General features: G+C 71.4%; 21 protein-coding genes. 17 read left to right on the forward strand and 4 right to left on the reverse strand.

From position 1 onward, the window contains the following. Positions 1–8: 8 nt before the first annotated feature. Positions 9–1,475: an MmgE/PrpD family protein gene (locus FHR38_RS01025; protein WP_221448869.1), complete on the forward strand. Its 1,467-nt coding sequence runs from the start codon at positions 9–11 to the stop codon at positions 1,473–1,475. Between the two features lie 34 nt (positions 1,476–1,509). On the opposite strand, the gene FHR38_RS01030 is transcribed toward FHR38_RS01025, so the two are convergent. Continuing rightward, on the reverse strand, positions 1,510–2,391 hold the full coding sequence (locus FHR38_RS01030) for an HpcH/HpaI aldolase/citrate lyase family protein (RefSeq protein WP_312881699.1): 882 nt from the start codon (positions 2,389–2,391) through the stop codon (positions 1,510–1,512). A gap of 65 nt (positions 2,392–2,456) precedes the next feature. Here FHR38_RS01030 and FHR38_RS01035 point away from each other — a divergent pair, with 65 nt between their 5' ends. Together FHR38_RS01035 and FHR38_RS01040 are read left to right on the forward strand one after the other, a co-directional pair. After that, positions 2,457–3,164 carry a hypothetical protein gene (locus tag FHR38_RS01035; protein WP_184531965.1) on the forward strand — a complete coding sequence of 236 codons (708 nt, stop codon included), beginning with the start codon at positions 2,457–2,459 and terminating at the stop codon, positions 3,162–3,164. Positions 3,165–3,310: 146 nt separating this feature from the next. Beyond that, positions 3,311–4,357, forward strand: a complete 1,047-nt coding sequence (locus FHR38_RS01040; RefSeq protein WP_221448870.1) for a hypothetical protein — start codon at positions 3,311–3,313, stop codon at positions 4,355–4,357. 208 nt (positions 4,358–4,565) lie between these two features. Here the strand turns inward: FHR38_RS01040 and FHR38_RS01045 are convergent, their stop codons facing one another. Beyond that, complete coding sequence (locus FHR38_RS01045) at positions 4,566–5,048, reverse strand: winged helix-turn-helix transcriptional regulator (RefSeq protein ID WP_184531967.1); 483 nt, start codon at positions 5,046–5,048, stop codon at positions 4,566–4,568. A gap of 60 nt (positions 5,049–5,108) precedes the next feature. Between FHR38_RS01045 and FHR38_RS01050 the strand changes: the two genes are divergently transcribed. Beyond that, on the forward strand, positions 5,109–6,380 hold the full coding sequence (locus FHR38_RS01050; protein WP_221448871.1) for an MFS transporter: 1,272 nt from the start codon (positions 5,109–5,111) through the stop codon (positions 6,378–6,380). A 34-nt stretch (positions 6,381–6,414) separates the two neighbouring features. Here FHR38_RS01050 and FHR38_RS01055 read toward each other — a convergent pair whose 3' ends face one another. Beyond that, entirely contained in the window at positions 6,415–7,236 is an 822-nt protein-coding gene (locus tag FHR38_RS01055) for an IclR family transcriptional regulator (protein WP_184531969.1), read from the reverse strand. Positions 7,237–7,500: 264 nt separating this feature from the next. Here FHR38_RS01055 and FHR38_RS01060 point away from each other — a divergent pair, with 264 nt between their 5' ends. Genes FHR38_RS01060 through FHR38_RS01085 form a run of 6 tightly spaced genes read left to right on the forward strand, consistent with a single transcriptional unit; the run spans position 7,501 to position 15,036 of the window. Next, positions 7,501–8,454, forward strand: a complete 954-nt coding sequence (locus FHR38_RS01060) for a flavin reductase (RefSeq protein ID WP_184531970.1) — start codon at positions 7,501–7,503, stop codon at positions 8,452–8,454. 4 nt (positions 8,455–8,458) lie between these two features. After that, positions 8,459–9,736 carry an acyl-CoA dehydrogenase family protein gene (locus FHR38_RS01065; RefSeq protein ID WP_184531971.1) on the forward strand — a complete coding sequence of 426 codons (1,278 nt, stop codon included), beginning with the start codon at positions 8,459–8,461 and terminating at the stop codon, positions 9,734–9,736. Next, on the forward strand, positions 9,733–11,271 hold the full coding sequence (locus tag FHR38_RS01070; RefSeq protein WP_312881702.1) for an aldehyde dehydrogenase family protein: 1,539 nt from the start codon (positions 9,733–9,735) through the stop codon (positions 11,269–11,271). Before FHR38_RS01065 ends, FHR38_RS01070 begins: the two co-directional genes overlap by 4 nt. Next, on the forward strand, positions 11,268–12,221 hold the full coding sequence (locus FHR38_RS01075) for an isocitrate lyase/PEP mutase family protein (RefSeq protein WP_184531972.1): 954 nt from the start codon (positions 11,268–11,270) through the stop codon (positions 12,219–12,221). Before FHR38_RS01070 ends, FHR38_RS01075 begins: the two co-directional genes overlap by 4 nt. Further along, on the forward strand, positions 12,221–13,570 hold the full coding sequence (locus FHR38_RS01080; RefSeq protein WP_246446214.1) for an FAD-dependent oxidoreductase: 1,350 nt from the start codon (positions 12,221–12,223) through the stop codon (positions 13,568–13,570). Before FHR38_RS01075 ends, FHR38_RS01080 begins: the two co-directional genes overlap by 1 nt. Next, on the forward strand, positions 13,567–15,036 hold the full coding sequence (locus FHR38_RS01085; protein ID WP_184531973.1) for an aldehyde dehydrogenase family protein: 1,470 nt from the start codon (positions 13,567–13,569) through the stop codon (positions 15,034–15,036). Before FHR38_RS01080 ends, FHR38_RS01085 begins: the two co-directional genes overlap by 4 nt. A gap of 90 nt (positions 15,037–15,126) precedes the next feature. On the opposite strand, the gene FHR38_RS01090 is transcribed toward FHR38_RS01085, so the two are convergent. Further along, a complete protein-coding gene (locus FHR38_RS01090; protein WP_184531974.1) occupies positions 15,127–15,402 on the reverse strand; it encodes a Dabb family protein in 276 nt (91 codons plus the stop codon). A gap of 79 nt (positions 15,403–15,481) precedes the next feature. On the opposite strand from FHR38_RS01090, the gene FHR38_RS01095 reads away from it, so the two are divergent. The 7 genes from FHR38_RS01095 (at position 15,482) to FHR38_RS01125 (ending at position 22,949) form a co-directional block, all read left to right on the forward strand. Further along, the gene (locus tag FHR38_RS01095) at positions 15,482–17,122 is read left to right on the forward strand and encodes a nitrilase-related carbon-nitrogen hydrolase (protein ID WP_184531976.1); all 1,641 of its coding nucleotides are present in this window, start codon (positions 15,482–15,484) and stop codon (positions 17,120–17,122) included. 3 nt (positions 17,123–17,125) lie between these two features. After that, on the forward strand, positions 17,126–17,932 hold the full coding sequence (locus FHR38_RS01100) for an oxidoreductase (RefSeq protein WP_184531978.1): 807 nt from the start codon (positions 17,126–17,128) through the stop codon (positions 17,930–17,932). Between the two features lie 230 nt (positions 17,933–18,162). Beyond that, complete coding sequence (locus FHR38_RS01105; RefSeq protein WP_221448872.1) at positions 18,163–19,104, forward strand: alpha/beta hydrolase family protein; 942 nt, start codon at positions 18,163–18,165, stop codon at positions 19,102–19,104. A 3-nt stretch (positions 19,105–19,107) separates the two neighbouring features. Further along, complete coding sequence (locus FHR38_RS01110) at positions 19,108–20,379, forward strand: aromatic ring-hydroxylating dioxygenase subunit alpha (protein ID WP_184531980.1); 1,272 nt, start codon at positions 19,108–19,110, stop codon at positions 20,377–20,379. Continuing rightward, positions 20,376–21,098, forward strand: a complete 723-nt coding sequence (locus FHR38_RS01115; protein ID WP_184531982.1) for a hypothetical protein — start codon at positions 20,376–20,378, stop codon at positions 21,096–21,098. Before FHR38_RS01110 ends, FHR38_RS01115 begins: the two co-directional genes overlap by 4 nt. Then, positions 21,091–22,128: a hypothetical protein gene (locus tag FHR38_RS01120; RefSeq protein WP_246446217.1), complete on the forward strand. Its 1,038-nt coding sequence runs from the start codon at positions 21,091–21,093 to the stop codon at positions 22,126–22,128. Before FHR38_RS01115 ends, FHR38_RS01120 begins: the two co-directional genes overlap by 8 nt. Continuing rightward, a complete protein-coding gene (locus tag FHR38_RS01125; protein WP_184531984.1) occupies positions 22,125–22,949 on the forward strand; it encodes an SDR family NAD(P)-dependent oxidoreductase in 825 nt (274 codons plus the stop codon). Before FHR38_RS01120 ends, FHR38_RS01125 begins: the two co-directional genes overlap by 4 nt. Positions 22,950–22,992 lie beyond the last annotated feature (43 nt).

The raw sequence follows: 22,992 nt of genomic DNA on the forward strand, positions 1-22,992 counted from the left end.
CGGCCGGGATGGCGGGCGGAAGCACAGCCGGGACCGTGGCCGCGCCGGGGGACGAGCCCACGCTCAGCGCCCGGCTGGCGCGCTTCGCGGTCGACTGTCGTGACCACGGGGTGCCCGACGCCGTCCGCGCCGACATCCCCGGCCGGGTACTGGACATCCTCGGGCTGGCCCTGGCCGCGCACGCCGACCCGGGGGCCGAGGCGGCGAGGGCCGCACTGCGCTCCGTACGCCGCTGGGGCGGCGTCGGCGAGGCCACCGTCATCGGCGCCGGCGACCGGCTGCCCGCACCCGCCGCCGCACTGGTCAACGGGGTGCTGGCCCACTCGCTGGACTTCGACGACACGCACCTGCCCTCGGTGCTGCACCCCAGCGCCAGCGTCGTACCGGCCGCGCTCGCCGCCGCAGAGGCGGTCGGGTCCGGTACGGCTGCCGACGTCGCCGCCGTGGTCCCGGCGGTGGCCGCCGGGATCGAGATCACCAATCGGCTCGGCATGGCCGGCTATCTGCCCGACCCCGGGGTCAACGTCTACTTCGAGCGGGGCCAGCATGCCACCTCGATCTGCGGCACGATCGGTGCGGCCGTCGCGGCCGGTCTGCTCTACGGCCTGGACGCCGCAGGCATCGGCCATGCCATCGGAATCGCCGCGAGCATGGGTGCCGGCATCCTGGAGGCCAACCGCACCGGCGGCTCGATCAAGCAGGCCCACTGCGGCTGGGCCGCCCACGCCGGGGTCAGCGCGGCGGTGCTGGCGGCCGACGGGCTGACCGGGCCACCGACCGTACTGGAGGGACGGTTCGGCTTCTTCACCGCGCACACCGGCGACTTCACCGCCGACGCGCTGCTGCGCGGGCTGGGCACCGACTGGGAGGTGCTCCGCACGGTCTACAAGCCGTACCCGTCGAACCACTTCACCCACCCCGGCATCGACTGCGCCCTGGCGCTGCGGGCCGGCGGGCTCGACCCGGCCGACGTCGCCGAGATCGAGCTGGGGGTGGCTGCCCCGGTACTGCGTACCATCGCCGAACCCACCGCCGAGAAGATCCGCCCGCGCAGCGCGTACCACGCGAAGTTCTCCGGGCCGTACACGATCGCGGCGGCGCTGCTCGGCGGTGGCGGCCTGGGGCTGTCGCTCGACGACTTTGTCGGCGAGCTGCCGGCCGACCGGCTGGCGCTGGCGGCCCGGGTCCGGTGCGTGGCCGACCCCCGGGCGTCGGAACTGTTTCCGCGGGCGTTCGCGGCGGTGCTGCGGGTGCGGACTCACAGCGGTGCTCTCCTGGAGCACCGGGTCGACTCGTCGCGCGGCGGGCCGGAGCACCCGTTGGGCGCGGCCGATCTTGCGACGAAGTTCCAGCTCAACGCCGAGCGGGCTCTTCCGCCGACGCGGATCGCCGCGCTACGCGACGCCGTGCTCGGCACCACCGAGGGCGGGGTGACGCCATCGGCGCTACTCGCGCTGACCGCCCCGACTCCCTGAGGCCGGCGCGGCTTCCTGGGGCCGGTACGGGTGCCTACACCGCCAGGGCAAGCAAGCGGCGGGCGGAGCGGACCACCGCCTCGTCCACCATCCGGCCCTGTGCGTCGAGGCAGACCCCCGTGCCGTCGCGGACCGCCGCGTCGAAGCGGGCCACCAGGTCCGCCGCCGTCGCCACCTCCTCCGGTGTGGGGGTGAACACCTCGTTGACCACAGCGACCTGCGCCGGGTGGATACAGGCCCGACCGACGAAGCCGAGCCGCCGCAGTGCCATCGTCGACGCGCGCAGCGTGACCAGGTCGCGGAAGTCGGTGCTGACCGGCGCCACCGGAGGCGCGATACCGACCGCCGCGCTGGCCAGCACCACCTGCGAGCGGGTGAAGAGCAGTTCCCGCTCGTCCGGCCCGAGCGTGACGCCGAGGTCGGCGCGCAGGTCGGCCTCGCCGAGTTGCAGTCGCCGTACCCGGGGCGCGCGGGCGATGTCGAGGGCCGCGACCACGGCCGCCGCCGACTCCAGCAGCGGCACCACGGCGGTCGTGCCCGCTGGTAACCCGGCCGCCGACTCGGCCGCGCCGAGCACCTCGTCGAGGGCGACCAGTTCGGCTGCGGACTCGGCCTTCGCCACACAGATCCCGGCTAGCCCCGGTCCTACGACGGCTGCGGCGTCGACGTGGCCCAACCGGCCCGGGTTGATCCGTACCCACCAGGCGACTCCGGGTGGCGCGGCGCGCAGGAAGGCGGCGGCCGCCGAGCGGGCGGCGTCCTTGCCGGCTGGCGGCACCGCGTCCTCCAGGTCGACGATCACTGCGTCCGCGCCGCGCCCCGTCGCCTTGGCCAGCTTGTCGGACGCGTCCCCGGGCACGTACAGGTACGACCTCAACGGATTCGGGCCCTTCCACTCGACAACGCCCGACGACACACGGCCATTGTTTCGACAGTGGACACAGTGTTTCCATTGGTGGTCGAGACGTCAAGGAGGCTTCAATGGGACCGCACCCCTACGGCTGGTGGATTCTGCTGCACATCGTGCTCTTCGTCTTCTGGCTGGGCGGCGATCTCGGGGTCTTCTGGTCGAGTCGGTACGTCCTCAAGCCCGATCTCACCCCGGCCGCCCGGGCCACCGCATTAAAGATCATGAGCGGGCTCGACCTGGGACCGAAGATCTGCCTGGTGCTCTTCCTGCCCAGCGGCGTCACGCTGATGGCACTGGATCCGCACGGCGCGCAGGTCTTCGGGATCAATCCGTTCGGCTGGCCGATCGTCGCGCTGGTCTGGGTGTTCGCGGCGACGTGGCTGGCCGCCACGATCTCCGACCATCACCGCCCGGGGCACCGCCGGTGGGTACGCCGGGCAGACTGGACGGTCAGGATCGCGCTGATCGCCGGACTGGCCGGGACCGCGCTCTACACGCTCTTCGCCGCCGCACCGTTCGGTGTGGGCACCAACCCGAAGTGGCTGGGCGGCAAGATCCTGCTCTACAGCGTCGCCATCGCCTGTGGACTGGGCATCCGGCTCACCCTGCGCCCGTTCGGCCCGGCCTTCGGCACACTGCTGACGACCGGCTCCACGCCGGAGGTGGAGCGCACGATGCGGCGGGCAATCGACGGCTGCCTACCCTACGTCTGGGGCATCTGGGGCAGCGTGCTGGCAGCCGCAGCGCTCGGCGTGTTGAAGCCGCTCGCCACGCTGTGACCCATCCAGGCCGGTCAGGCGCTGCCAAGGCAGCCCGCACATCGCGTCCAGGCAACGCCCTTCACCGCGTGACGGGCCCGTGGAAGCGGACTCGATTCGGTACCCTTCCGTCGCTGCCGCAGGTGTACGTCTCCGGAGGTATGGCTATGCGTCGAACTCTGCGAGCCACGGTGGCGACGGCCGTCGCCGCAGGGCTGCTGTCCGTCTGGCCCGCCGTGACGCAGGCCGACTCGGGGTCGGTAACCCGGGTGACGTTGGCCAGCGCGCGCAACGTCACCCCTGGTGCGCTCACTCTGCTCACCAGCCGTACCGTCACACTGGCCACCGGCGAGTCCCGACATGTCAAGGGCCGCTTCGAGGCGACCAGCAGCATGACCTCGATCGCCGCGATGAACAACCATGTGCGGTGCCTCGACTCCGCCGGCTCGCAGGTCGGTGTGCAGGGTGTCACCTCGCGCAACCACGAGGGATCCGACACCACGTCGTACGCGATCGACGGGCACCTGCCCCTGTACGCCGATCTGCTGTTCACCGCGCCGGCCGCAGGGACCTACACCTGTGGCGTGTACGGCTACACCGCGTCCAGCGCCAGCAGTTCGTACCATCTGACGGCGGTACCCGGCAGCACCTGGCTGGAAATGAGCGACACCAACCAGGCCGGCTCACACTGGTGGCAGAATCCGGTCTGCAACAGCACCGGCACGTCGTCGACGTGCAGCTACATCGGCGCCGGCACCTCGACCGTGCACGTGTTCTACAACGACGGGACGCCGGTCTACAAGTGGACTGCGGCTCCGGACGCGACCGCGGTGCAGTCGCTGGCCAACCTGACTGTCACCACCTGCTACCTGAACACGGCTTCGTGCCAGCGGTCCAGCGTCGCACCGTACCAGAAGGCCCGTGGCACCAACGCGGTCATCGACGCCCGATTGGAGGTAATCCAGCTCGACCCGACAGCGCACACCTGCCGCAACACGGCGACCGCCACGACCCGGCACACGATCCGCGACGACGCCCACCACTACGCCGCCTATTTCAGGCTGCCCCAGGTGACGATCGACCCGACCTGCGGAACCCGGATGTTCATCATGCGTATCGTCGTCACGCACATCTCGGGCCAGCCGGTGAAAATCGACGGTCTGCAGGGCACGAGCGCGCTCAGCCACGGGATCGCGATGAACCTGTTCGACTAAGAACTCCTACCGAGAGAAGCTTCGAGATACTTGGATCACTCCGCAACGTTGATCAGGGGGTACGGGGCGACGCGGCACAAGCGACACCCGGAGACCCACCTCGCACGCCGTACGCACCCAACAATCTGTCGATCAGACGAATCAGCGGGCCAGAACCAGGTACCGGGCAAGGAAGGATCCGGACGACTTCGATCGGGCCTTCGTTCATTCAGGTGGAAATAGCGGCTCTGGTGTCTCGGCCCGGACTGGCGACCTTGTTGATGACGGTGTCGTCTGGACCGAGTTGTCGCCCGTCGTCGGATCGGACCTCCAGGGCGCGCAGCGGGTGCCCATGCTGGCGGTCGATCATTTCCGAGTGCGGTTCGCCCGGCTCGAAGCAGTGAGTCTCGCCCCACTGCCGTAGTGCCACGATGACCGGAAAGAGGCCCTTGCCCTTCTCCGTCAGCGCGTACTCGTGGTAGCTGCCACCGTCGGGGGCCTCAACGATTTCGATTACGCCGCTGGCGACCAGGGTCCGCAGGCGGGCAGCGAGGATATTCTTCGCCACCCCGAGGCTGCGCTGGAACTCACCGAAGCGGCGACTGCCGTCGAACGCGTCACGCACGATGAGCAGCGACCACCAATCTCCGATCGCGTCGACCGACCGGGCCACTGGGCACTCGGCATCGTCGAAGCGGGTCCTCCTCACCATCGCGCCCTCCTCGTCACATTCCGGTTGCAACATGCTACCAGAAACCCGTACGGTGCCCTGGTGGCAACATGCAACCATGACTCGAAGATAGATCTGGCCATCACCGACCGGACGAGAAGTCGAGCGCCGTCGCCCTCCGGGCTATCCGGGTGGCTCACCCTGCTCTTCGCCGGCGCCGCCGGGGTGGCAGTGGCAAACGTCTACTTCGCCCAACCACTGCTGGTGACCATCGGCCGGGAGTTCGCGCTCGATTCGGCGACCGTGGGCATCGTGGTGGCCATCACTCAACTCGGCTACGGGCTCGGACTATTCCTCGTCGTTCCGCTCGGTGATCTGATGGACCGGCGGCGGCTGGTCGTGACGCAGTTGCTGCTGTTGGCCGGCGCGCTGGCCGTGGTCGGTACCGCCGGCACGGCGCTAGTTCTGCTCGCCGGCATCGCCGCGGTGGGACTGCTGGCGGTGGTGACCCAGTCGATAGTGGCGTACGCCGCCGCGCTGGCGGGACCGGCCAACCGCGGTCGGACTGTCGGCCTGGTGACCAGCGGGGTGGTGATCGGCATCCTTTCCGCCCGGACGGTGTCCGGCACCCTGGCGGATTTCGCCGGCTGGCGGTCGGTCTACCTTGTCTCCGCCGCGCTGACCGTGACGATCGCGGGACTCCTGTACCGGGTGCTGCCCCATCACCCGCCGGCCAGCAACCGCCTTCGGTACGTCAGGCTGCTCCGTTCGACCGTGTCACTGTTCACCGAGGAACCCCTGTTCCGCGCCCGCGCCCTGCTCGCCCTGCTCATCTTCGCCGCGTTCAGCGTCCTGTGGAGCGGGGTCGCGCTGCCGCTCAGTGCACCGCCGTTGTCGCTGTCGCACAGCGCGATCGGCGCGTTCGGGCTTGCCGGGGTGGCAGGTGCGTTGGCGGCGGCTCCCGCGGGTCGGTTGAACGATCGTGGTCTGTCCGGGTGGACCACCGGCGCTGCTCTCGTCCTGCTCGTCCTGTCCTGGTTGCCGATCGGGCTCACCCGACAGTCGCTGTGGGCACTGGCGATCGGCGCCGTCCTGCTCGACCTCGCCGTGCAGGCAGTCCATGTCACCAACCAGTCCGTCATCTACGAGTTGCGGCCGGACGCCGGCAGCCGACTGATTGGCGGCTACATGGTCTTCTACTCGATCGGCAGCGGCGTCGGGGGGATCGCTTCGACCACGGTGTACGCGCGGGCCGGCTGGGGTGGCGTGTGCGCGCTGGGGGCGGGGATCAGTGCACTCGCGTTCCTGCTCTGGGCGGTGACCCGACCCCGGGTCGGCTTAGGAGGCCGCACAGACAGGCGCTCGGCGTGCTGAAGCCGCTCGCGGCGCTGTGACCTGTGCAGTTCGGTCAGGCACCGCGGTAACCGAGCTGAGCGGAGATCCGGCTGGTCGCCTTCAGCAGCGACTTCGCCAGGTCGGGCGACTCCGGCTTGAAGCGTCCCACCGGCCCGGCCACGCTGACGACCGCCACCACGTGCCCATCGTGGTCAAAGACCGGTGCCGCAATCGAGGTCGCGCCGGGCTGGCGTTCACCGCGCGAGGTGGCGTAGCCGCGCTTACGGATGGCGGCCAGCTCCTTACGCAGCTTCACCGGGTCGGTGATGGTGCGGTCGGTCAGCTCGTCGAGCCGGTGCCGCTCCAGGTAGGCGTCAAGCTCGTCCGCGTCGACGAAGGCCAGGAACGCCTTGGACGAGCTGCCGGCATGCAGCGGGTACGGGATGCCGATGTTGACGTCCAGCCGCAGTTCCTGCTCGGGCACCACCTGGTCGACATACAGCCGGGTGTCGCCCCGGCGCAGTGACAGGGTGGCGGTCTCGCCCGTCTCGGCCGCCAGCGCACGCAGCTCCGGACCGGCCATCGCCCGCAGGTCGGTGCGGGCCAGGTAGGCCCGGCCGAGGGTGACGGCCGCGTGGCCCAGTGCGTAGCGACGGGTGCTCGGGTCGAGGATGATCAGCTCCCGGCTGCGCAGCGCCGTGAGGATGCGGTGCACGGCGGCCTTGGTCAGGCCCAGCGCGGTCGCGATCTCGGTGACCCCCAGGTCCGGACGCCCGCTGCGCCCGAAGTAGAGCAGCACGTCCATCGCCCGCTCCACCGCCGCGATCGAGCGGGACTGGCCGTCGCCGTCCTCCCCCACGGCCGGTGCCGTCGCCTCAGATGTCCGGCTGGTCATGGATGGGCCTCCAGAGCACTGTTCGTCCGTCCGGTCTCGGACCAGTGTAGGTGGCTCGATTCCACACAGCGAAACAGCGTGTCCTGAACGCCACCGACAAACTCCCACGCTTCCCACGCTCCCGTGCAATGGGCCAGCCCGGGGCGATCCGGTGGCCGGTTTCGGGGGCTGGCCGCCCGGACGTAACGGCGGTTGACACGGGACACCACCCGTCGTTACGTTTACGGTAACGACGTTTCCTAATGCGAAACGGAGAGACTGCCAGTGTCGGTCGACAGCATCACGTTCCGCTCGGTCCTCGCCCAGTGGCCCAGTGGCGTCGGTGTCGTGACCACGGTCATCGACGGCCGCCCACATGGCATGACCGCGAGCTCGTTCTCCTCGGTCAGTCTCAACCCGCCGCTGGTCTCCGTCTGCCTGGGCATCCACCTTCCCAGCCACGCCCTGGTGAAGCGGGCCGGCGTCTTCGCGATCAGCTTCCTCGGCAAGGGCCAGGCCGGTATCGGCCAGCGCTTCGCCGGCATGCATCCCGAGGTCACCGACCGCTTCGCCGGGCTGGACTGGGCGCACGCCGAAACCGGCTGCCCGTTCCTGGCCAACGCGACCGCTTGGCTGGACTGCCGGGTCGTGCACGCCTACCCCGGCGGCGACCACACGATCTTCGTCGGCGAGGTGCTCGCCGCCAGCACCCCCCGGATCGGCGCCCCGCTGCTGTTCCACTCCAGTGCGTGGAGCCAACTCGCCGACCCGCTGCCGGAGCGGATCGACATCGCGATCGGGGGCCGGCTCTCGCTCCTACGCGCGAACACCCTGGCGGCAGCCGGCTTCACGGTGCGGGCAACCCCCGACCCGATGATCTCCGACGCCTTCCGGGCCGGTGGCGAGGAGGCCATCCTCGCCGAGCTGGACCAGCTGCTGTGCGCCGGGCACACCACCGTCACCCTGGTCGAGGAGGCCGACGCCACCCCGGTGCAGGTGCGGGCCGTACTCGCCGACGCCACCGTGCGCGCACGTCGCGCCGCACTTCGGGTGCGGCTACGGCCCCAGGGCGGGCTCGGCCTGGTCAACGCCATGGTCGCGATGAAGAGCGGGGTCACCGGATTCGACACCACCCTCAGCGGCCGATCGGGTGCCCTACGCACCCGCGACCTGGTCTTTCTCGCCCGGCAACTCGGGGTGTCCTGTCCCCGGCTCCCCGCCAACAAACCAGAGGAGTGACCACATGTCCACCGGCGGACGCCTCATCGACGACCTCACCCCGGCCGAGCAGGATCGCGCGGCCCGGGTGGAGAAGGTGCTGCCCGCGCTGCGGGCCGCCGCCGCGCAGGCCGACGCCGACGGGGTGTTCCCCGCCGCGCACGTCGCCCTGCTGCGCGATGCCGGGCTGCTCGGCCTGGTGGTTCCGCAGGAGTATGGCGGCCTCGGCGGCGGCCTGCGCGACCTCGCCGCCGCCACCTTCGCGATGGGCAGCGCGTGCCCGTCGACGGCGTTGGCCTTCTTCTTCCACAACACCAGCGCCTCCCGCGGCCTACTGCCACTGGAGGCGATCGAGCGCGGCCTCTTCGACGACGCCGACGTCCCCGTCGTACGGGATTTCGCCGAGAAGGTGCTGACCCGGATGGCCGGTGGGATGTGGCTGGCCAACTTCGCCAGTGAGTCGGTCAAGAGCTCGTCGGCCAACATCGCCATCTCCACCACCGCCACCCCGGCCAACCACGACGGCGTCGACGGTTGGTCGCTCACCGGCGAGAAGTCGTTCGGCTGCGCCACCGGCGTCGCCGACACCTACCTGGTCACCGCCCGACTCGCCGGCCACGAGACAGCGGACAGGCTGGCACTGTTCCTGGTGCCCCGCGATGCCTCCGGGGTCACCGCACGGCCAACCTGGGACGGCCTCGGCATGCGCGGCTCGGCCAACCACGGCATCCGGCTCGACGACGTCTTCATTCCCGCCGACGAGGCGCTCACCGTGCCCGGCGCATTCGTGAAGATGCTGCAGTGCAGCCGGGGCAGCTTCGTCGGCAACCAGCTGGCCATCACGGCGGTCTACGTCGGCGCGGCGCAGAGTGTCTACGACGACACGCTCACCAGGCTCACCCAGAAGACCTTCGCCGACACCGGCCGACCAATCGCGGAAAGCCCCATGCACCAGGTGATCATCGGGAGCATGACGGAACGGCTGGAGACGGCGTACCTCTGGCTGCGCCGCCAGTTGCTGCTGGAGACCAGCGAGCCACCGCTGCGCCCGCACGCCGAGGTCTACCAGCAGTGGCGGTTGGCCAAGGGCTCGATCTGCGAGGCGTGCTTCGACGTGGCGGTCGGCGCGCTCAAGGCGTCCGGCACCTCCAGTGCCACCATGAACGGGCCCGTCGGCCGGGCGCTGCGCGACCTGGCGATGGGGCTGGTGATGACCTTCCCGCCGGAGCGCGGCCGGTTGGAGGCGGCCGGCATGGTCACCAGCGACCGGTCCAACAACCTGTTCGCGGCGGTGGCCGGGTGATCGGATCCGACCAGCCGAGCCTGCCCGACCAGCCGGCCCTGCCCGACCAGCCTGAGCTGCCTGAGCTCGCCGATTTGGTCGACGGGGCCTGGACCCCCAGCGACGCACCGCTCGGGTTCGACCTGGAGGATCCGGCGACCGGGGCGGTGCGGCGGCCCGCCGCCGGAACGCCGCCGGACCGGATCGAGGCCGCCGTCGCCGCCGCCTCGGCGGTGCACGAGGCCGGGAGCTGGGCCGCACTGCCGGCCCCGGCTCGCGCCGACGTGCTGGACGGCGTCGCCGAGGCGGTCGAGGGCGTCGCGGCCGAGATCTGCGCGCTGGAGTCGGTGACCACCGGTGTGCCGATCCGGCAGACCACACCGCTGGGCGTGATCCTCGGCGGGGCGTTCCGGCTCGCCGCCGCCCAACTGCGGCAGGGCCCACAGAGCCAGGAGTTCCACCGCGAGGACGGCCGGATCGTGCACGCCGAACGGCTGCCCTGGGGTCCGGCCGCCTGCGTGGTGCCGTGGAACGCGCCCGCACCGATGGCCGCACACAAGGTCGCGAACGCACTCGCCGCCGGTTGCCCCACGATCCTCAAACCCAGCGAGTACGCCCCGCACGGCAGCCAACGGCTCGCCGCCGTCATCGGGGCCGCGCTCGCCGCCGCCTACGCACCGGCCGGGGTGTTCCAACTCGTACACGGCGGGGCCGAGGCCGGCGCTGCCCTCGTCGGCGATCCCCGGATCCGGGCGGTCTCCTTCACCGGCGGGCTCGCCGCCGGGCGGGCGGTGGCGACGGCCTGCGCCTACGACATCAAGCCCGTGCAGCTCGAACTCGGCGGCAACAATCCGCTGGTCGTACTCCCCGACGCCGACGTCGCCGACGTCGCCCGGGCCGCAGTCGACCTGCTCAGCACGCTCAACGGCCAGTGGTGCCGGGCGCTGGGCCGACTGATCGTGCCCGCCGACCGGCACGACGAGATCGTCGGGGCGATCGCCGATCGGCTCGCCGATCTGGTCGCCGGCGCGCCGCTGGACCCCGCGACCGACCTCGGTCCGCTGGTGCACTCCCGGCACCTGGCCCGGGTGGTGGCCGCCCGGGACGACCTGCTGGCCCACGGTGGGACGGCGGTCACCGGCACCACGCTGCCGGTCAACGGGCCACTGGCCGGTGGCAACTTCCTCGCCCCGACGCTGGTCACCGGCGTCGCCGCAACACACACCGAAGACGAGATCTTCGGGCCGGTGGCGGCGGTGCACCCGTACGCCACCGTCGACGAGGCGGTGGCGTTGGCCAACGGCACGCCGTACGGGCTGGAGGCGTACGTGCTCGGCGCGGACGAGGAGGCCGCGCTGGCAGTAGCTCGCCGGATCCGGGCTGGCGAGGTCAAGGTCAACGGCTCCTCGGTGCTCAGCCTGCACCTGTTCAGCCCACGCCCGGCGTTCGGGCTGTCCGGGTATGGCGAGGAGGGCACAGCCGAAACCCTGCGGTTCTTCACCAACCCACGGGTGGTCGGCGTCGAGGGCGGCTTCGCGCTGCATAGTCGGTTATGAAGCGGCCGGACGGGAGCATCGCATCGGAGGACGCGCCCCCGGTCGCGGCCGGACCACCACCGGGTCACGGCCGGGTTCCCGACGCGGTGCCCACGCACCCGGCCAACCTGCTACGGGCGCTGCTGGGTGGCGCCACACCGGTGCACGCCCCCGGCGTACACGATCCGCTCACCGCCGCACTGGCTGCCGAGGCCGGACACCGGGCCGTACATCTGTCCGGTGCGGTCTGCGCCGCGGTCGATCTGGGCCTTCCCGACCTGGGATATCTGCACGGCACACACGTCGCGGAGCGGGCCGCCCGGCTGGTCCCGGCGCTGGCCGGCGTGCCGCTGATCGCCGACGCGGACACCGGTTACGGCAATCCACTGCACGCGGTCTGGACCGCCCAGCGGTACGCGGCGGCCGGCGTCGCCGGGCTACACCTGGAGGACCAGGTCAGCCCGAAGCGCTGCGGCCACCTGGCCGGCAAGGAACTGCTGGATCGGGCGGGTGCGACGGCGAAGATCCGGGCGATCGCCGAGGCGGGCACCGGCCTGGTGCTGATCGCCCGCACCGACGCCTACTCGGTGGCTGGCCTCGACGAGGCGATCGACCGGGCCGGCCGGTTCGCCGCCGCAGGTGCCGACGCGGTCTTCCTGGAGGGTGTGGACACTGCCCAGGAGCTGGCTGCGGTGCGTACCGCGCTGCCCGGCGTACCCCTGGTGGTGAACCGCTCCGAGGCGGCCGGTGTGCGCGCCTTCCCGTCCGACGACGCGCTCGGTGCGCTCGGGGTCCGGGTCGTGCTGCATCCGGTCGCGCCGATGCTGGCCGCGCTCCGCGCGGCTGCCGCCGCCTACGCCGCGATCGGCCGGGACGGCCACGCCGACGCGGTGCCCCGCCTTGCCTGGTCGTCGTTCACCGCACTGGTCGGCCAGGACGACGCGCTGACTCTCGATCGGAGGTACGCCTGATGCACGTGCTGATCGCCGGAGCGGGCCCGGTCGGGCTGACCGCGGCGCTCGCGCTGGCCCGCCGGGGCTGCGAGGTGACCGTGCTGGAGGCCGGCGAGCAGCTCGCCGCCGAGTCCCGCGCCTCCACGTTCCACCCGCCGACGCTGGAGATGCTCGACGCGCTGGGGGTCGGCCCGGACCTGTTGGCGCGCGGGCTGGTCGCGCCGACGTTCGCCTACCGGGACCGCCGGGAGGGGCTGATCGCGGAGCTGGACCTCACGGTGCTCGCCGGCGACACTCCGTACCCGTACCGGGTGCAGTGCGAGCAGTCCAAGCTGACCCAGATCCTGCTGGCCCACCTGGCCCGGCAGCCAACGGCCCGAGTCCACTTCGGCTGGCCGGTCAACTCGGTACGGCAGGCCGCAGATTCGGCTGCCAAGGATGGTGTGGTCACGGGCGATGGCGTGATCGCGGACGATGGAGTGGTCACGGACAATGGTGTGGTCACGGGCGATGGCGTGGTCACGGACGGCGTAGTCGCGGTCGCCGACGATGGTCGGGAGGTCGCCGGCGACTGGCTGATCGCGGCCGACGGCGCCAGCTCGGCGGTACGGCGGGCGCTGGGGTTGCCGTTCGACGGGATCACCTACCCCGAACGGTTCCTGGTGGCCTCCACCGACGAGGATCTGCCGGCGCTGCTCGGCCCGCTGGCGTACGTCAACTACGTCTTCGACCCGGTCGAATGGTCGGTGCTGCTGCGCACGCCGGACCACTGGCGGGTGCTGCTGCCCACCCCCGAGGACACCCCCGACGCCCACGAGTTGGGCCGGCTCGACGAGCGGCTGCGGGCGATCGCCGACCCGGGACGTCCGTGGCGAGTGGCGCACGCCAGCCTGTACCGGGTGCACCAGCGGGTCGCCGGGGCGTTCCGGCGGGGGCGGGTGCTGCTGGCCGGTGACGCCGCGCATGTCAACAACCCGCTTGGTGGGCTGGGCATGAACTCGGGCATCCACGACGCGGTCGCCTACGCGGAGGTGCTGGCCTCGGGCCGCACGGCACCAAACGGCGAGAAGCGGGACCGGGCACCGGACGGCGGGGAGCTGGACCGAACGGTGGCCGGCGGGGAGCTGGACCGGGTGGTGACGGCGGTGGCTGACGAGCGGCGCCGGATCGCCCTGACCTACGTGCAGGAGGTCTCCGACCAGAACTACCGCCGCATCCGGACCACCGATCCACAGCAGCGCTCCGCGCATCTGGCCGACCTGCGCACGCTGACCGAGAATCCGGCGGCCGCCCGGACGTACCTCCTGCGCAGCTCCATGATCGCCTCGCTGCGCCCCGAGGCCGGAGCGCCGGTGGCACGGGCATGACGGCACCCGGCGGCGGCCCACGCGGCGCGGTGATCGAGCGGGAGAACCCGTCCCGGGTCACCGAGCTGGTCGGCACGGTCGAGGTCAGCGGGCCCGACCGGGTGGACGCCCTGGTCCGCCGGGCCGACGCCGCGCAGCGGGGCTGGGCGGCCACCGGCATCACACAGCGGCTCGCCGCGCTGACCGCCGGTACCGATGCGATCGCCGAACGACTTGAGCCGCTGGCCGAGATGCTGGCCAGGGAGTCGGGCAAGGTGCTCGCCGACTGTCGCGGCGAGGTCGGGTTCGCCGTCACGTACCTGCGTTGGGTCGTCGCGCACGCCCCGGCGGCGTACGCGGAGCGGGAGATCGACGACGCGGCCGGGCGCCTACTGCGGCTGCCCCGGCCGTACGGGGTGGTCGCCGCGATCACGCCGTGGAACGCGCCGATCATCCTCACCCTGCTCAAGGTGGCCCCGGCCCTCGCCGCCGGCAACGCGGTGGTGGTCAAGCCCTCGCCGCTGGCCCCGCTGGCGGTCTCGGAGGTGCTGCACCTGCTCACCGGGGCGCTGCCGGAGGGGACGCTGGCGGTCGTCCACGGTGACGCCGCCGCCGGGGCAGCGCTGGTCGGGCATCCGTTGGTGCGCAAGGTGGCGTTCACCGGCGGCGGCGCGACGGCCCGCCAGGTGGCGGCGACCGCCGCCACGCAGACCACCCCGGTCGTGCTGGAGTTGGGCGGCAACGACGCGGCGATCTTCCTGCCCGACGCCGACCTGGGCGCCGAGCCGATGCGCCGGCTGGTCCTGGCGAGCTTCGCCACCAGCGGCCAGGTGTGCATGGCGGCGAAGCGCCTGTACGTGCAGCGCAGCCGCCGCGACGAGTTCGTGGCGGCGTACCGGTCCGCCGCAGTGGAGGTGCTGCGGGTCGGTGACGCGCTCACACCCGGGGTGAGCATGGGCCCGGTCATCTCGGCCGGTGCCGCCGCCCGGATCGAGCGGATCGTCGCGGCGGCCGTCGCCCGGGGAGCCACCGCGCTGCCGCTGGGCACCGTCGACGGCGGCACCGACCTGGCCGGCGGATACTTCGTGGCCCCGACGCTCGTGCTGGACGCGCCGGACGACGCCGAGGTGGTCGCCGGGGAACAGTTCGGGCCGACGGTGCCGCTGCTGCTCTACGACGACGAGGAGGAACTACTGGCCCGGGTCAACGCCGACGAGCTGGGCCTTGGCGGCTCGGTCTGGTCGGCTGACGAGGAGCGGGCGTTCGCGCTGGCCCGCCGGGTCGAGGCGGGCTTCGTCTTCGTCAACACGCACAACCGCACCGGGCTGTCGCTGCGGGCACCGTTCGGTGGGGTAAAGCGCTCCGGCTACGGCCGCGAGTACGCCGAGGAGGGGCTGGCCGAGTACGCGCAGACCTGCGTCGTGCACGCCCCCGGCCCGTTCCGGCCCGGTGGTGCCGGGCTGCCCGCCAACGCGTACCCGGGTTGAGGCCGGGACCGCGTCGGGCGGTTTCATGGCCGCGCGGCACCAGCGTCGAGGCACTGACCGCACTCGACCGGCCCGGCACCAATCCTTGTTTCAGTAGTCGACGACGACACGGGCTGCGAGGCGCGGCTTGAGCCAGCCCGCCACCTCCAGGTGGGCGGGGTGGGACTGGTAGGCGCGCAACGCTTCCACGTCGGCGTGTGTGCTGATCATGCACAGGTCGTATGAGACCGGGGTCCGCAGCCTGTCCAAGGCGACCGTCAGGGTCGCGATCTCATCAATTGTGTTGGCCAGACCTTCCAGCAGTGACTTCGCCTTGGCAGCATCGGCAAAATCGGCGAACTTCATCAATACCACGTGGGTAAACACCTGTTCTTCCCCCTGTTCCCCGGCGTCGCCCGAGTGTATGTTCTGGAAACAGCGTTTCGCCAGGGGAACCGGAGCGGATATGACCATCAGGGTTGCCGCCGTACAGTTCGAAGCCGGCCAGGACATCGAGGCCAATCTGGCCACCTGCCTGCGCCTGGTCGCCGACGCCACCGGACAGGGCGCACAACTCGTGGTACTGCCCGAGTTCTGCAACCATCTGTCCTGGTACACCGACCGCGCACAGGCACACGCTCTGGCCACTCGGCCAGGCGACACGTTCCTCACCGCGATCTCGGCGAGCGCCGCCGAGCACCGGATACACATCAAGATCAATGTCACGCACGCCTACCCAGATGGGCGCACCGGCAGCACCAACTTCCTCTTCGGACCGGACGGCGCGGTGCTCGGCAGCTGCGACAAGCAGATCCTGATGGGTGCCGAGAACGACCACCTCGACCCGGCGACCGAGGTTGGACCCGTGGTCGACACCCCGATCGGCCGGCTCGGCATGTACGCCTGCATGGAGGGCGTCATTCCCGAGACCACCCGGGGGCTCGCGCTGCGGGGCGCGCAGGTGCTGCTGAACAGCCTGAACTCGTTCGCCACCGATGAGGCCGCACTGCACATCCCGGTCCGGGCCGCGGAGAACCGGGCCTGGGTGATCGCCGCCAACAAGGTCGGTCCGCTGCTGCCCGCCGCGCACCTGCCGGCCATGAGCCGGGGCCTCGGCGTACCGGAGCAGTGGCTGCACGGGGCCGGCGAGTCGCAGATCGTCGCACCGGACGGGACGGTGGTGGCCAAGGGCCCGCGCACCGGTGAGGCCGTCGTCATCGCCGACATCGCTCCGCAGAGCGCCGACGACAAGCACCGTCCGGACGGCAGCGACATCCTCGCGGCCCGCCGGCCGGAACTCTACGGTCCGCTCGGGGGCGCGCCGACCGGCCGCCAGAGGTCGCCTGGCGCGCCGAGCCTGCCGGTCGCCGTGGTCCGGCCACGGGACCCCGGCCAGGCGGTCGACCTGCTCGGCGAGTCGGTCGCCGAGGGCGCGCTGCTCGCCGTACTCGCCGAGAATGCCCTCGGCGCGCACGTCGGGCCGGCCGAGGCGGCTGCCGCACTGGCACCGGCACTGCACGGCACCGACGGGTACGCCGTGGCCACCGCACGGGACGCCGACGGTCCGGTCGGGCTACTCATCGGTTCGGACGGCGTGGTCGGCGTGCAGCCACAACTGCACCGGGCCGGCGCAGCCCGCGACGCCGCCCGACTCGGCGACGCGCTGCGCACCTTCGACCTGCCCTGGGGCCGGCTGGCGATCGTGGTCGGCGACGACGCGATCTTCCCGGAGACGTTCCGGCTCGCCGCGCTCGCCGACGCCGATGTGGTCGCCGTACCGTTCACCCCGCGCGAGCCCTGGGAGCTGGTGCTGGGCCTACCGGAGCGGGCCGCCGAGAACCGGCTCAACGTGATCGCCGCCGGGCCGCTCGGCACGGGCGCCGCGGTCTTCGCCCTCAGCGCCGACTTCACCCTCTGGACCACCTGGGCTGGGCCGTTCACCGGCCGGATCAGCAGCCCACTACGCACCGACATCACCGCCGACCAGCCCGTCACGCATGCCGTGGTGGCCCCGGCACAGGCGGCGAACCGGCTCGTCTCCCGCCGAACCGACCTCGTCGACGGCCGCCCGTGGCGGCTCGTCCAGGCCCTCACCGAAAGGCGCTGACTCGTGGCCGACACCCTGAAATTCGTCGAGGACATGGTCGACAACTCCCCCACGGTCGACGTCCACGAGACGTTCCACCGGTACCAGATACTGCTGGATGAGCTGAAGGCCAAGATCGCGGCACGGTTCGAGCTGATCCGCGACCCGTCCACCGAGCCGCTGGAGCACTACGGGGACTACCCGAATGGACCGGGCGGCTCGCTCGCCGCGTACACCGGGCCCGAGGTCGACTGGCTCGTGCACTCCTGGCTGGGCAACCCTGCGGCCAGCTTCGCCAACCTGCACCTGACCTGCTGGCTGGGCCCACAGGTCAGGGTGCCGCACCTGGGGCTGGCCCTGCTGGTCTGGCCCGGCGGCTGGTTCTACATCGACTCCGTACCCCGGGTCAACATGGTCGAGCACGGCGACTACTACGACCGGTACTACGAGCCGGTCAACGAGGAGTGGCTACAACTGCGCGCCAACCCCGCGTTCGACTACTTCGTCAGCCGGGCCGGGTTCATCCGGGCCAGCCTGTCACCGACGGCGTACTGCTACTCCTTCGACCGCAGCCCTGAGAACATCGAGAAGGTCAGCCAGGTAACCCACGCCCACGTCGACCGCTGGCTGCGCTGGGTCGACGAGGCCGAACCGGTGCCGGCCGAGGAGCGGGCCGCGCTCGCCGAGACCGACCTACGGATCCGCCGCAACATCGCCGACCGCGACCCGGCGAACGTGATGGGCGTGCGCTACTTCGGGGAGGAGACCACCAACCAGCTCGTCCGCGCGCTCTGGGGCGGCGACCGCGAACTCCCCCGGCCATCCGCATGAGTGGTCCGCAGCGCAGCGGAGGAGATGACATGAGCGGTCCGAAGCGAAGCGTAGGAGCCGCTCATCAGAAGCTCAGCCTGAACTCATGGCATCGCCGCAGCGCAGCGAAGGAGATGACATGAGCGGTCCGAAGCGAAGCAAAGGAGCCGCTCATCAGAAGCTCAGCCTGAACTCATGGCATCGCCGCAGCACAGCGAAGGCGATGCCATGAGCGGTGTCCGGTCGGTCTGGTGGGCGGCGCGTATCCCCGGCGCGCCGGCCCCGTTCGACACCGCACACCTGCGGGTCTACTACCCGGCCCGGCCCACCGGCTCGGACGCCGAGCGGCTCAGCGGGGTGCTGGGGCCGGGGCACCGTACCCGGTGGTCCTGCTGGTCTCCGGCGTCAACGTCGGGCAGGACGCCTACCGCTGGCTGGCGGTGGAGTTGGCCGCGCGGGGCGTCGTCGCGGTGACCTACGACTGGGTCGGAGTGCTCTTCGCCGGCCTGCACGGAATCACTCCCGGCGTCGACCTGGACGCGGCCCGGCCGGACGGCTACGGCAGCCGGCCGACCAGCCCGTCACTGCGCCCGGTGCTCGACGCGCTGGCGCAGCTCACCGGAGCGCTCGACGGGTTGCTCGACCTCGACCGGGTGGCGCTGTTGGGCCACTCGGCCGGCGGCACGGTGGCGTTGCAGTCGGCACGGTTCCTGCCCGAGGTCCGGGCGGTGGCCACCTACGGGGCGCACACCATGGTGGCGACCATGCTCGGCTGGCCGGCCGGTACCGTGCTGCCGGCCCAGGTGAACTGCCCGGTCATGCTGCTCGCCGGCACCAACGACGGCGTGATCAACGGCTCCGCCGACCGGTACGGCGAGGACGCGGCCAACCGCGTCGACCCGATCACCCGCACCTTCGACGAGGCGCTGCCCGATGCGGACGGTACCAACCTGCTGGTACGGCTGGCCGGTGCCAACCACTTCGGCATCGTGCACCCGCTCGACCCCACCTCGGCGCGTGCCTTCCTCGACGAGGAGGCGACCGCCGACCCGGAAACCACGCGTGCGCTCCTGGTCGACCTGCTGTCCGGGTTCCTCGCTGTCCACCTTCGCGGTGAACCGGCTGACGACTTCGACCGGCTGTTGGCAAAGCACGACACCACCTCTTCGATCGCCTCGTTTCGTCGGAGGTAAGCCATGCTCAAGAACTTCTGGTACGCGGTCGAGTTCTCGGACCGGGTCACCACCAAGCCGGCCCGGGTCACCGTGCTCGGCCAGTACCTGGCCCTCTACCGCACCCCGAGGGGGCGCGTGGTCGCCCTGTCCGACCTGTGCGTGCATCGGGGCGCGGCGCTCTCCGGCGGCTGGATGGCCGGCGAGAACATCGTCTGCCCGTACCACGGCTGGGAGTTCGAGCCGGGCGGGGCGTGCACGAAGATCCCGGCAAACCAGCCCGGTCGGGGAATCCCGAACAAGGCCCGGGTCGACTCGTACCCCGTGCAGGAGCGCTACGGCTTCGTCTGGGTCTTCATGGGCGACCTGCCGGAGGCCGAACGTCCGCCGATCCCGGTCTGGCCGGAGTTCGACAACCTGGTGGAGAACGGCGGCAAGTATCGCGCGGTGACCGGCGAGTTCCTGTGGAAGGCCAACTACGAGCGGATCCTGGAGAACGGCTGCGACATCGCGCACGCCCCCTTCGTGCATGGCAGCGTGTTCGGCAACCGGGAGAAGCCCGAGGTTCCCGAGTACGAGGTCGAGGTGCGCGACGAGTGGTCGGCGTTCGCCACGGTCAGCCTGCACCCGCCGCGTTCCAAGGGCCTCTGGTCCCTGATCAACCGCAACAACGCGGACCTGGCCAACCGCCCGCCGGTGGTCACCTCGGCCGGCTGGATGCTGCCCAACATGATCAAGCTACACGTCCGGCTGTCGATCGGTGAGCTGATCATCTACGACACCAACATCCCGATAGACGAAACGACCACACTGGTCAAGTGGGTCGCGCTGCGTACCTTCTTCACCGGGGCCTGGGCCAACCGCAACGCCGTGCAGCGCGTCATCCGGATCTTCTACGAGGACGCCGAGGTGGTGGACAACGTCCGCCCCGAACTGCTCCCGTTCGACCTCGGCGCGGAGCTGCACGTCAAGAGCGACCTCATCGCGGTGCACTACCGCCGACGCCGGCAGGAGTTGGCCGAGCGGGGCTGGATGCTCTCCGACGCGGACCGGGTGACCGGCGACGTACCACGCCGGGAGGCGACCGTCATCCCCTCGCCAGCCCGTCGGGAGAACCCGGAGCTGGCCCGCGCCTGGGTGCACAAGGCCAAGGGTGACCACCCGACCGTGGCGGAGTCGCAGCGAATCGGGCTCAAACGCATCACCGAGGAGGAGGGCGCCGACGCCGCCGCAGGGGCCGAGGCACAGGCGAGCCCCGACCCGGCCAACGGCGCGACAACGAAGGAGAAGGCATGAGTCTTCCGCTGGAACTTTGCGAGAACGCGGTGGCGCACCTGACCACCCGGCACCCGCTCACCATGGTCATCGACGAGCCGCTGAGCAGCCCGATGTCGCCCGACCCGGTGGGTTCGCTGCGGGTCTGGCGGGGCGAACCGGGTCAGCCGGTGGTCAAGGTGGTCTACGTCGGGCTGGTCGTCCCGATGATCCGCCTCGACAGTCACATGGTCTTCGCCTTCACCGCCGCCGACAGTGCGATCCCGCACTTCACCCTGGACTCGGTGTACGGCGGCGACTACCACGCGTACCACCTCGACCTGATTCCCCGGGCCGAGCTGAGCAGCCACCTGCCCTACATGGACGCGGCTTACCAGCCGCTCACCGAGGTCTTCACCGAGGCCGGCGAGATGGACGGGCTGAGCCGGGCCGACATCGGGCCACGCCAGTACGCACTGATGTCGCCGTGGATGCTGGTCGGCCGGGCCACCGAGGAGGCGTTCCGGAAGATCGGAGTCGCCGTCTCCGCGTACGCCGAGCACTGGTCGACGCTGGTGACCGACGGCCTGCCGGCCGAGGTCGTGGCCGGCCTGGCCGACACCGACCTGGCCGCCCGGGACACCGCCGTGCGGGTCAACCTGTTCAGCCCCGACGTCGACCCGGTCTGGGCCCGGGTCACCCGCTTGATCGGCGAGCCGGCAGCCGACCGGATCCGGGCGGAGCTGATCGGCAATGCCTGAACCGACCGCCCCAGTAACCGAACCGACAACCGCACCGGCGGCCGAGCTGACACCCGACCCAGGGGGCACCGAGCCGAGCGAGTGGCAGCAGCGGATCGCCGGCGAGTGGCACGGCCGGCCGTCGCTGTTCACCGCCACCGGCGTCTGGCGGGGCTTCGAGGAGATCCGCCGCTCGTCGGTCTTCGCCGACGGCGTCACCACGTACTACATGGACGGCGGGCTGGTCGGCGGGGGCGAGTTGGCCGGGCGCTACCGGCTGAGCGCGCCCTTCGCCTTCGGCGTGATCGACTCCGACGCCGATCGGGTCTACACCGGCCCCGACTTCTTCGGCACCGGCCAGCCGTACGGGTCGTTCGTGGACTCGCACTACTACGGCCCGGGCTGGCAGGTCGACCTGAACACCTGGAACCAGGTGCTGCCCGACGGCGAGACCCAGGTCTACTCGTCGATGCTCTACCAGGGCTGGGCGGTGGTGGGCTGCTTCAACGGCGTCTACACCCGAAGCTTCGACCATGACACCAATCCGGACACCCGGGAGCGGGTGGCACGGTTCCTGTCCGCCGAGGAGCGGCGCGGTCCGGTGCCGTACATCCTGCCGACCAAGCAGGCCGGCGCGTACACCGGTAGCTGCGAGCTGTGGGGTGCCGACCAGCAGCTGCGCGGCAAGGTCGCGGTGCGCCTCGGCCTGGAGCCGATCGACCTGCTCCGTACCCGCCGGGTGGTGCACTGGACCGGCACCGGCCTGGATCGGCGGTACGTGGTCGAGCAGCGCCGCGACGGCGACCGGCTCTTCTTCGAGGGCCCCGACGCCTGGGGCAACGCGCAGGGCTTCGGCCGGGCCAGCTACCCGTCCTGGCACTTCCACGCCGACGGCGGGGACGTGTGGAAGGTCAAGGGCCGCGAGTTCGCCATCGACGCCGAGCCGGGCATGTCCGCCGGCGGACGCCTCGCCGTGGTGTACGAACTGTTCCGGGGCAACGTGCTGGACAGCGTCCTACACGGCCTGCTCGCCTGGGAGCCGGCCGCATGACCGCGGTGGTGGTGACCGGCGGCACCCGCGGGATCGGTGCCGGCCTGGTACGCGAGTTGCTGGCCCGTGGCGCCCGAGTCGCGTTCTGCGGACGCAGCGCGGAGTCGGTGGCCACGGCTCTCGCCACGCTGCGCTCCGACGCCTCGGTGCCGGCCGGCGCCGAGGTGATCGGGGTCCGCGCGGACGTCACCGACCGCGCCGACGTGTCCGCCCTGTGGTCGGCCGCCGTCGAGGCGTTCGGCGGCGTCGACATCTGGATCAACAACGCGGGTACGAGCCATGCCCGGCGCCCGCTGTGGGAGCTGCCCCCGGCGGAGCTGGACACGGTGCTCGCGGCGAACCTCGGCGGGGTGGCCCGGGCCAGCGCGGTCGTGCTCGCCGCGATGGTCAAGCAGGGCCACGGCGCGCTGTGGAACATGGAGGGCTTCGGCTCCAACGGCCAGATCCGGCCGGGGCTGACCGGGTACGGGGCGTCGAAGCGGGCGGTCACCTACCTCACTGACAGCCTGGCCAAGGAGCTCGCCGCAGCCGGGGTCGCCGACCAGGTCACCGTGCACCACCTCTCCCCCGGCATCGTCTTGACCGACCTGCTCACCCACGACTACCAGCCGGAGGATCTGGCAAAGGCCAAGAAGGTCTTCAACATTCTCGGTGACCGGGTGGAGACGGTCACGCCGTGGCTGGCCGACCGGGTCCTCGCCGGGGGCCGCAACGGCAGCCGGGTCGCCTGGCTGACCAGCCGCAAGGCCGCCGCCCGGTTCGCCGTCGCCGGCTTCCGCAAGCGCGACCTCTTCGACGACTCCGCTGGCGGCCCCGGATGACCCGGCCCCGCGCGCGGGCAGGTCCGGCACCGCGCGAGCACCT

This window comes from Micromonospora polyrhachis (assembly GCF_014203835.1).
In the GTDB taxonomy this organism is placed as follows: Bacteria; Actinomycetota; Actinomycetes; order Mycobacteriales; family Micromonosporaceae; genus Micromonospora_H; species Micromonospora_H polyrhachis.

Excerpts from the sequence above, each read along its gene's own strand:
- FHR38_RS01025 (WP_221448869.1), top strand. The coding sequence starts at position 9 with ATGGCGGGCGGAAGCACAGCCGGGACCGTGGCCGCGCCGGGGGACGAG.
- FHR38_RS01035 (WP_184531965.1), top strand. The coding sequence starts at position 2,457 with ATGGGACCGCACCCCTACGGCTGGTGGATTCTGCTGCACATCGTGCTC.
- FHR38_RS01040 (WP_221448870.1), top strand. The coding sequence starts at position 3,311 with ATGCGTCGAACTCTGCGAGCCACGGTGGCGACGGCCGTCGCCGCAGGG.
- FHR38_RS01045 (WP_184531967.1), bottom strand. The coding sequence starts at position 5,048 with ATGGTGAGGAGGACCCGCTTCGACGATGCCGAGTGCCCAGTGGCCCGG.
- FHR38_RS01055 (WP_184531969.1), bottom strand. The coding sequence starts at position 7,236 with ATGACCAGCCGGACATCTGAGGCGACGGCACCGGCCGTGGGGGAGGAC.
- FHR38_RS01065 (WP_184531971.1), top strand. The coding sequence starts at position 8,459 with ATGTCCACCGGCGGACGCCTCATCGACGACCTCACCCCGGCCGAGCAG.
- FHR38_RS01075 (WP_184531972.1), top strand. The coding sequence starts at position 11,268 with ATGAAGCGGCCGGACGGGAGCATCGCATCGGAGGACGCGCCCCCGGTC.
- FHR38_RS01080 (WP_246446214.1), top strand. The coding sequence starts at position 12,221 with ATGCACGTGCTGATCGCCGGAGCGGGCCCGGTCGGGCTGACCGCGGCG.
- FHR38_RS01085 (WP_184531973.1), top strand. The coding sequence starts at position 13,567 with ATGACGGCACCCGGCGGCGGCCCACGCGGCGCGGTGATCGAGCGGGAG.
- FHR38_RS01095 (WP_184531976.1), top strand. The coding sequence starts at position 15,482 with ATGACCATCAGGGTTGCCGCCGTACAGTTCGAAGCCGGCCAGGACATC.
- FHR38_RS01110 (WP_184531980.1), top strand. The coding sequence starts at position 19,108 with ATGCTCAAGAACTTCTGGTACGCGGTCGAGTTCTCGGACCGGGTCACC.
- FHR38_RS01115 (WP_184531982.1), top strand. The coding sequence starts at position 20,376 with ATGAGTCTTCCGCTGGAACTTTGCGAGAACGCGGTGGCGCACCTGACC.
- FHR38_RS01120 (WP_246446217.1), top strand. The coding sequence starts at position 21,091 with ATGCCTGAACCGACCGCCCCAGTAACCGAACCGACAACCGCACCGGCG.
- FHR38_RS01125 (WP_184531984.1), top strand. The coding sequence starts at position 22,125 with ATGACCGCGGTGGTGGTGACCGGCGGCACCCGCGGGATCGGTGCCGGC.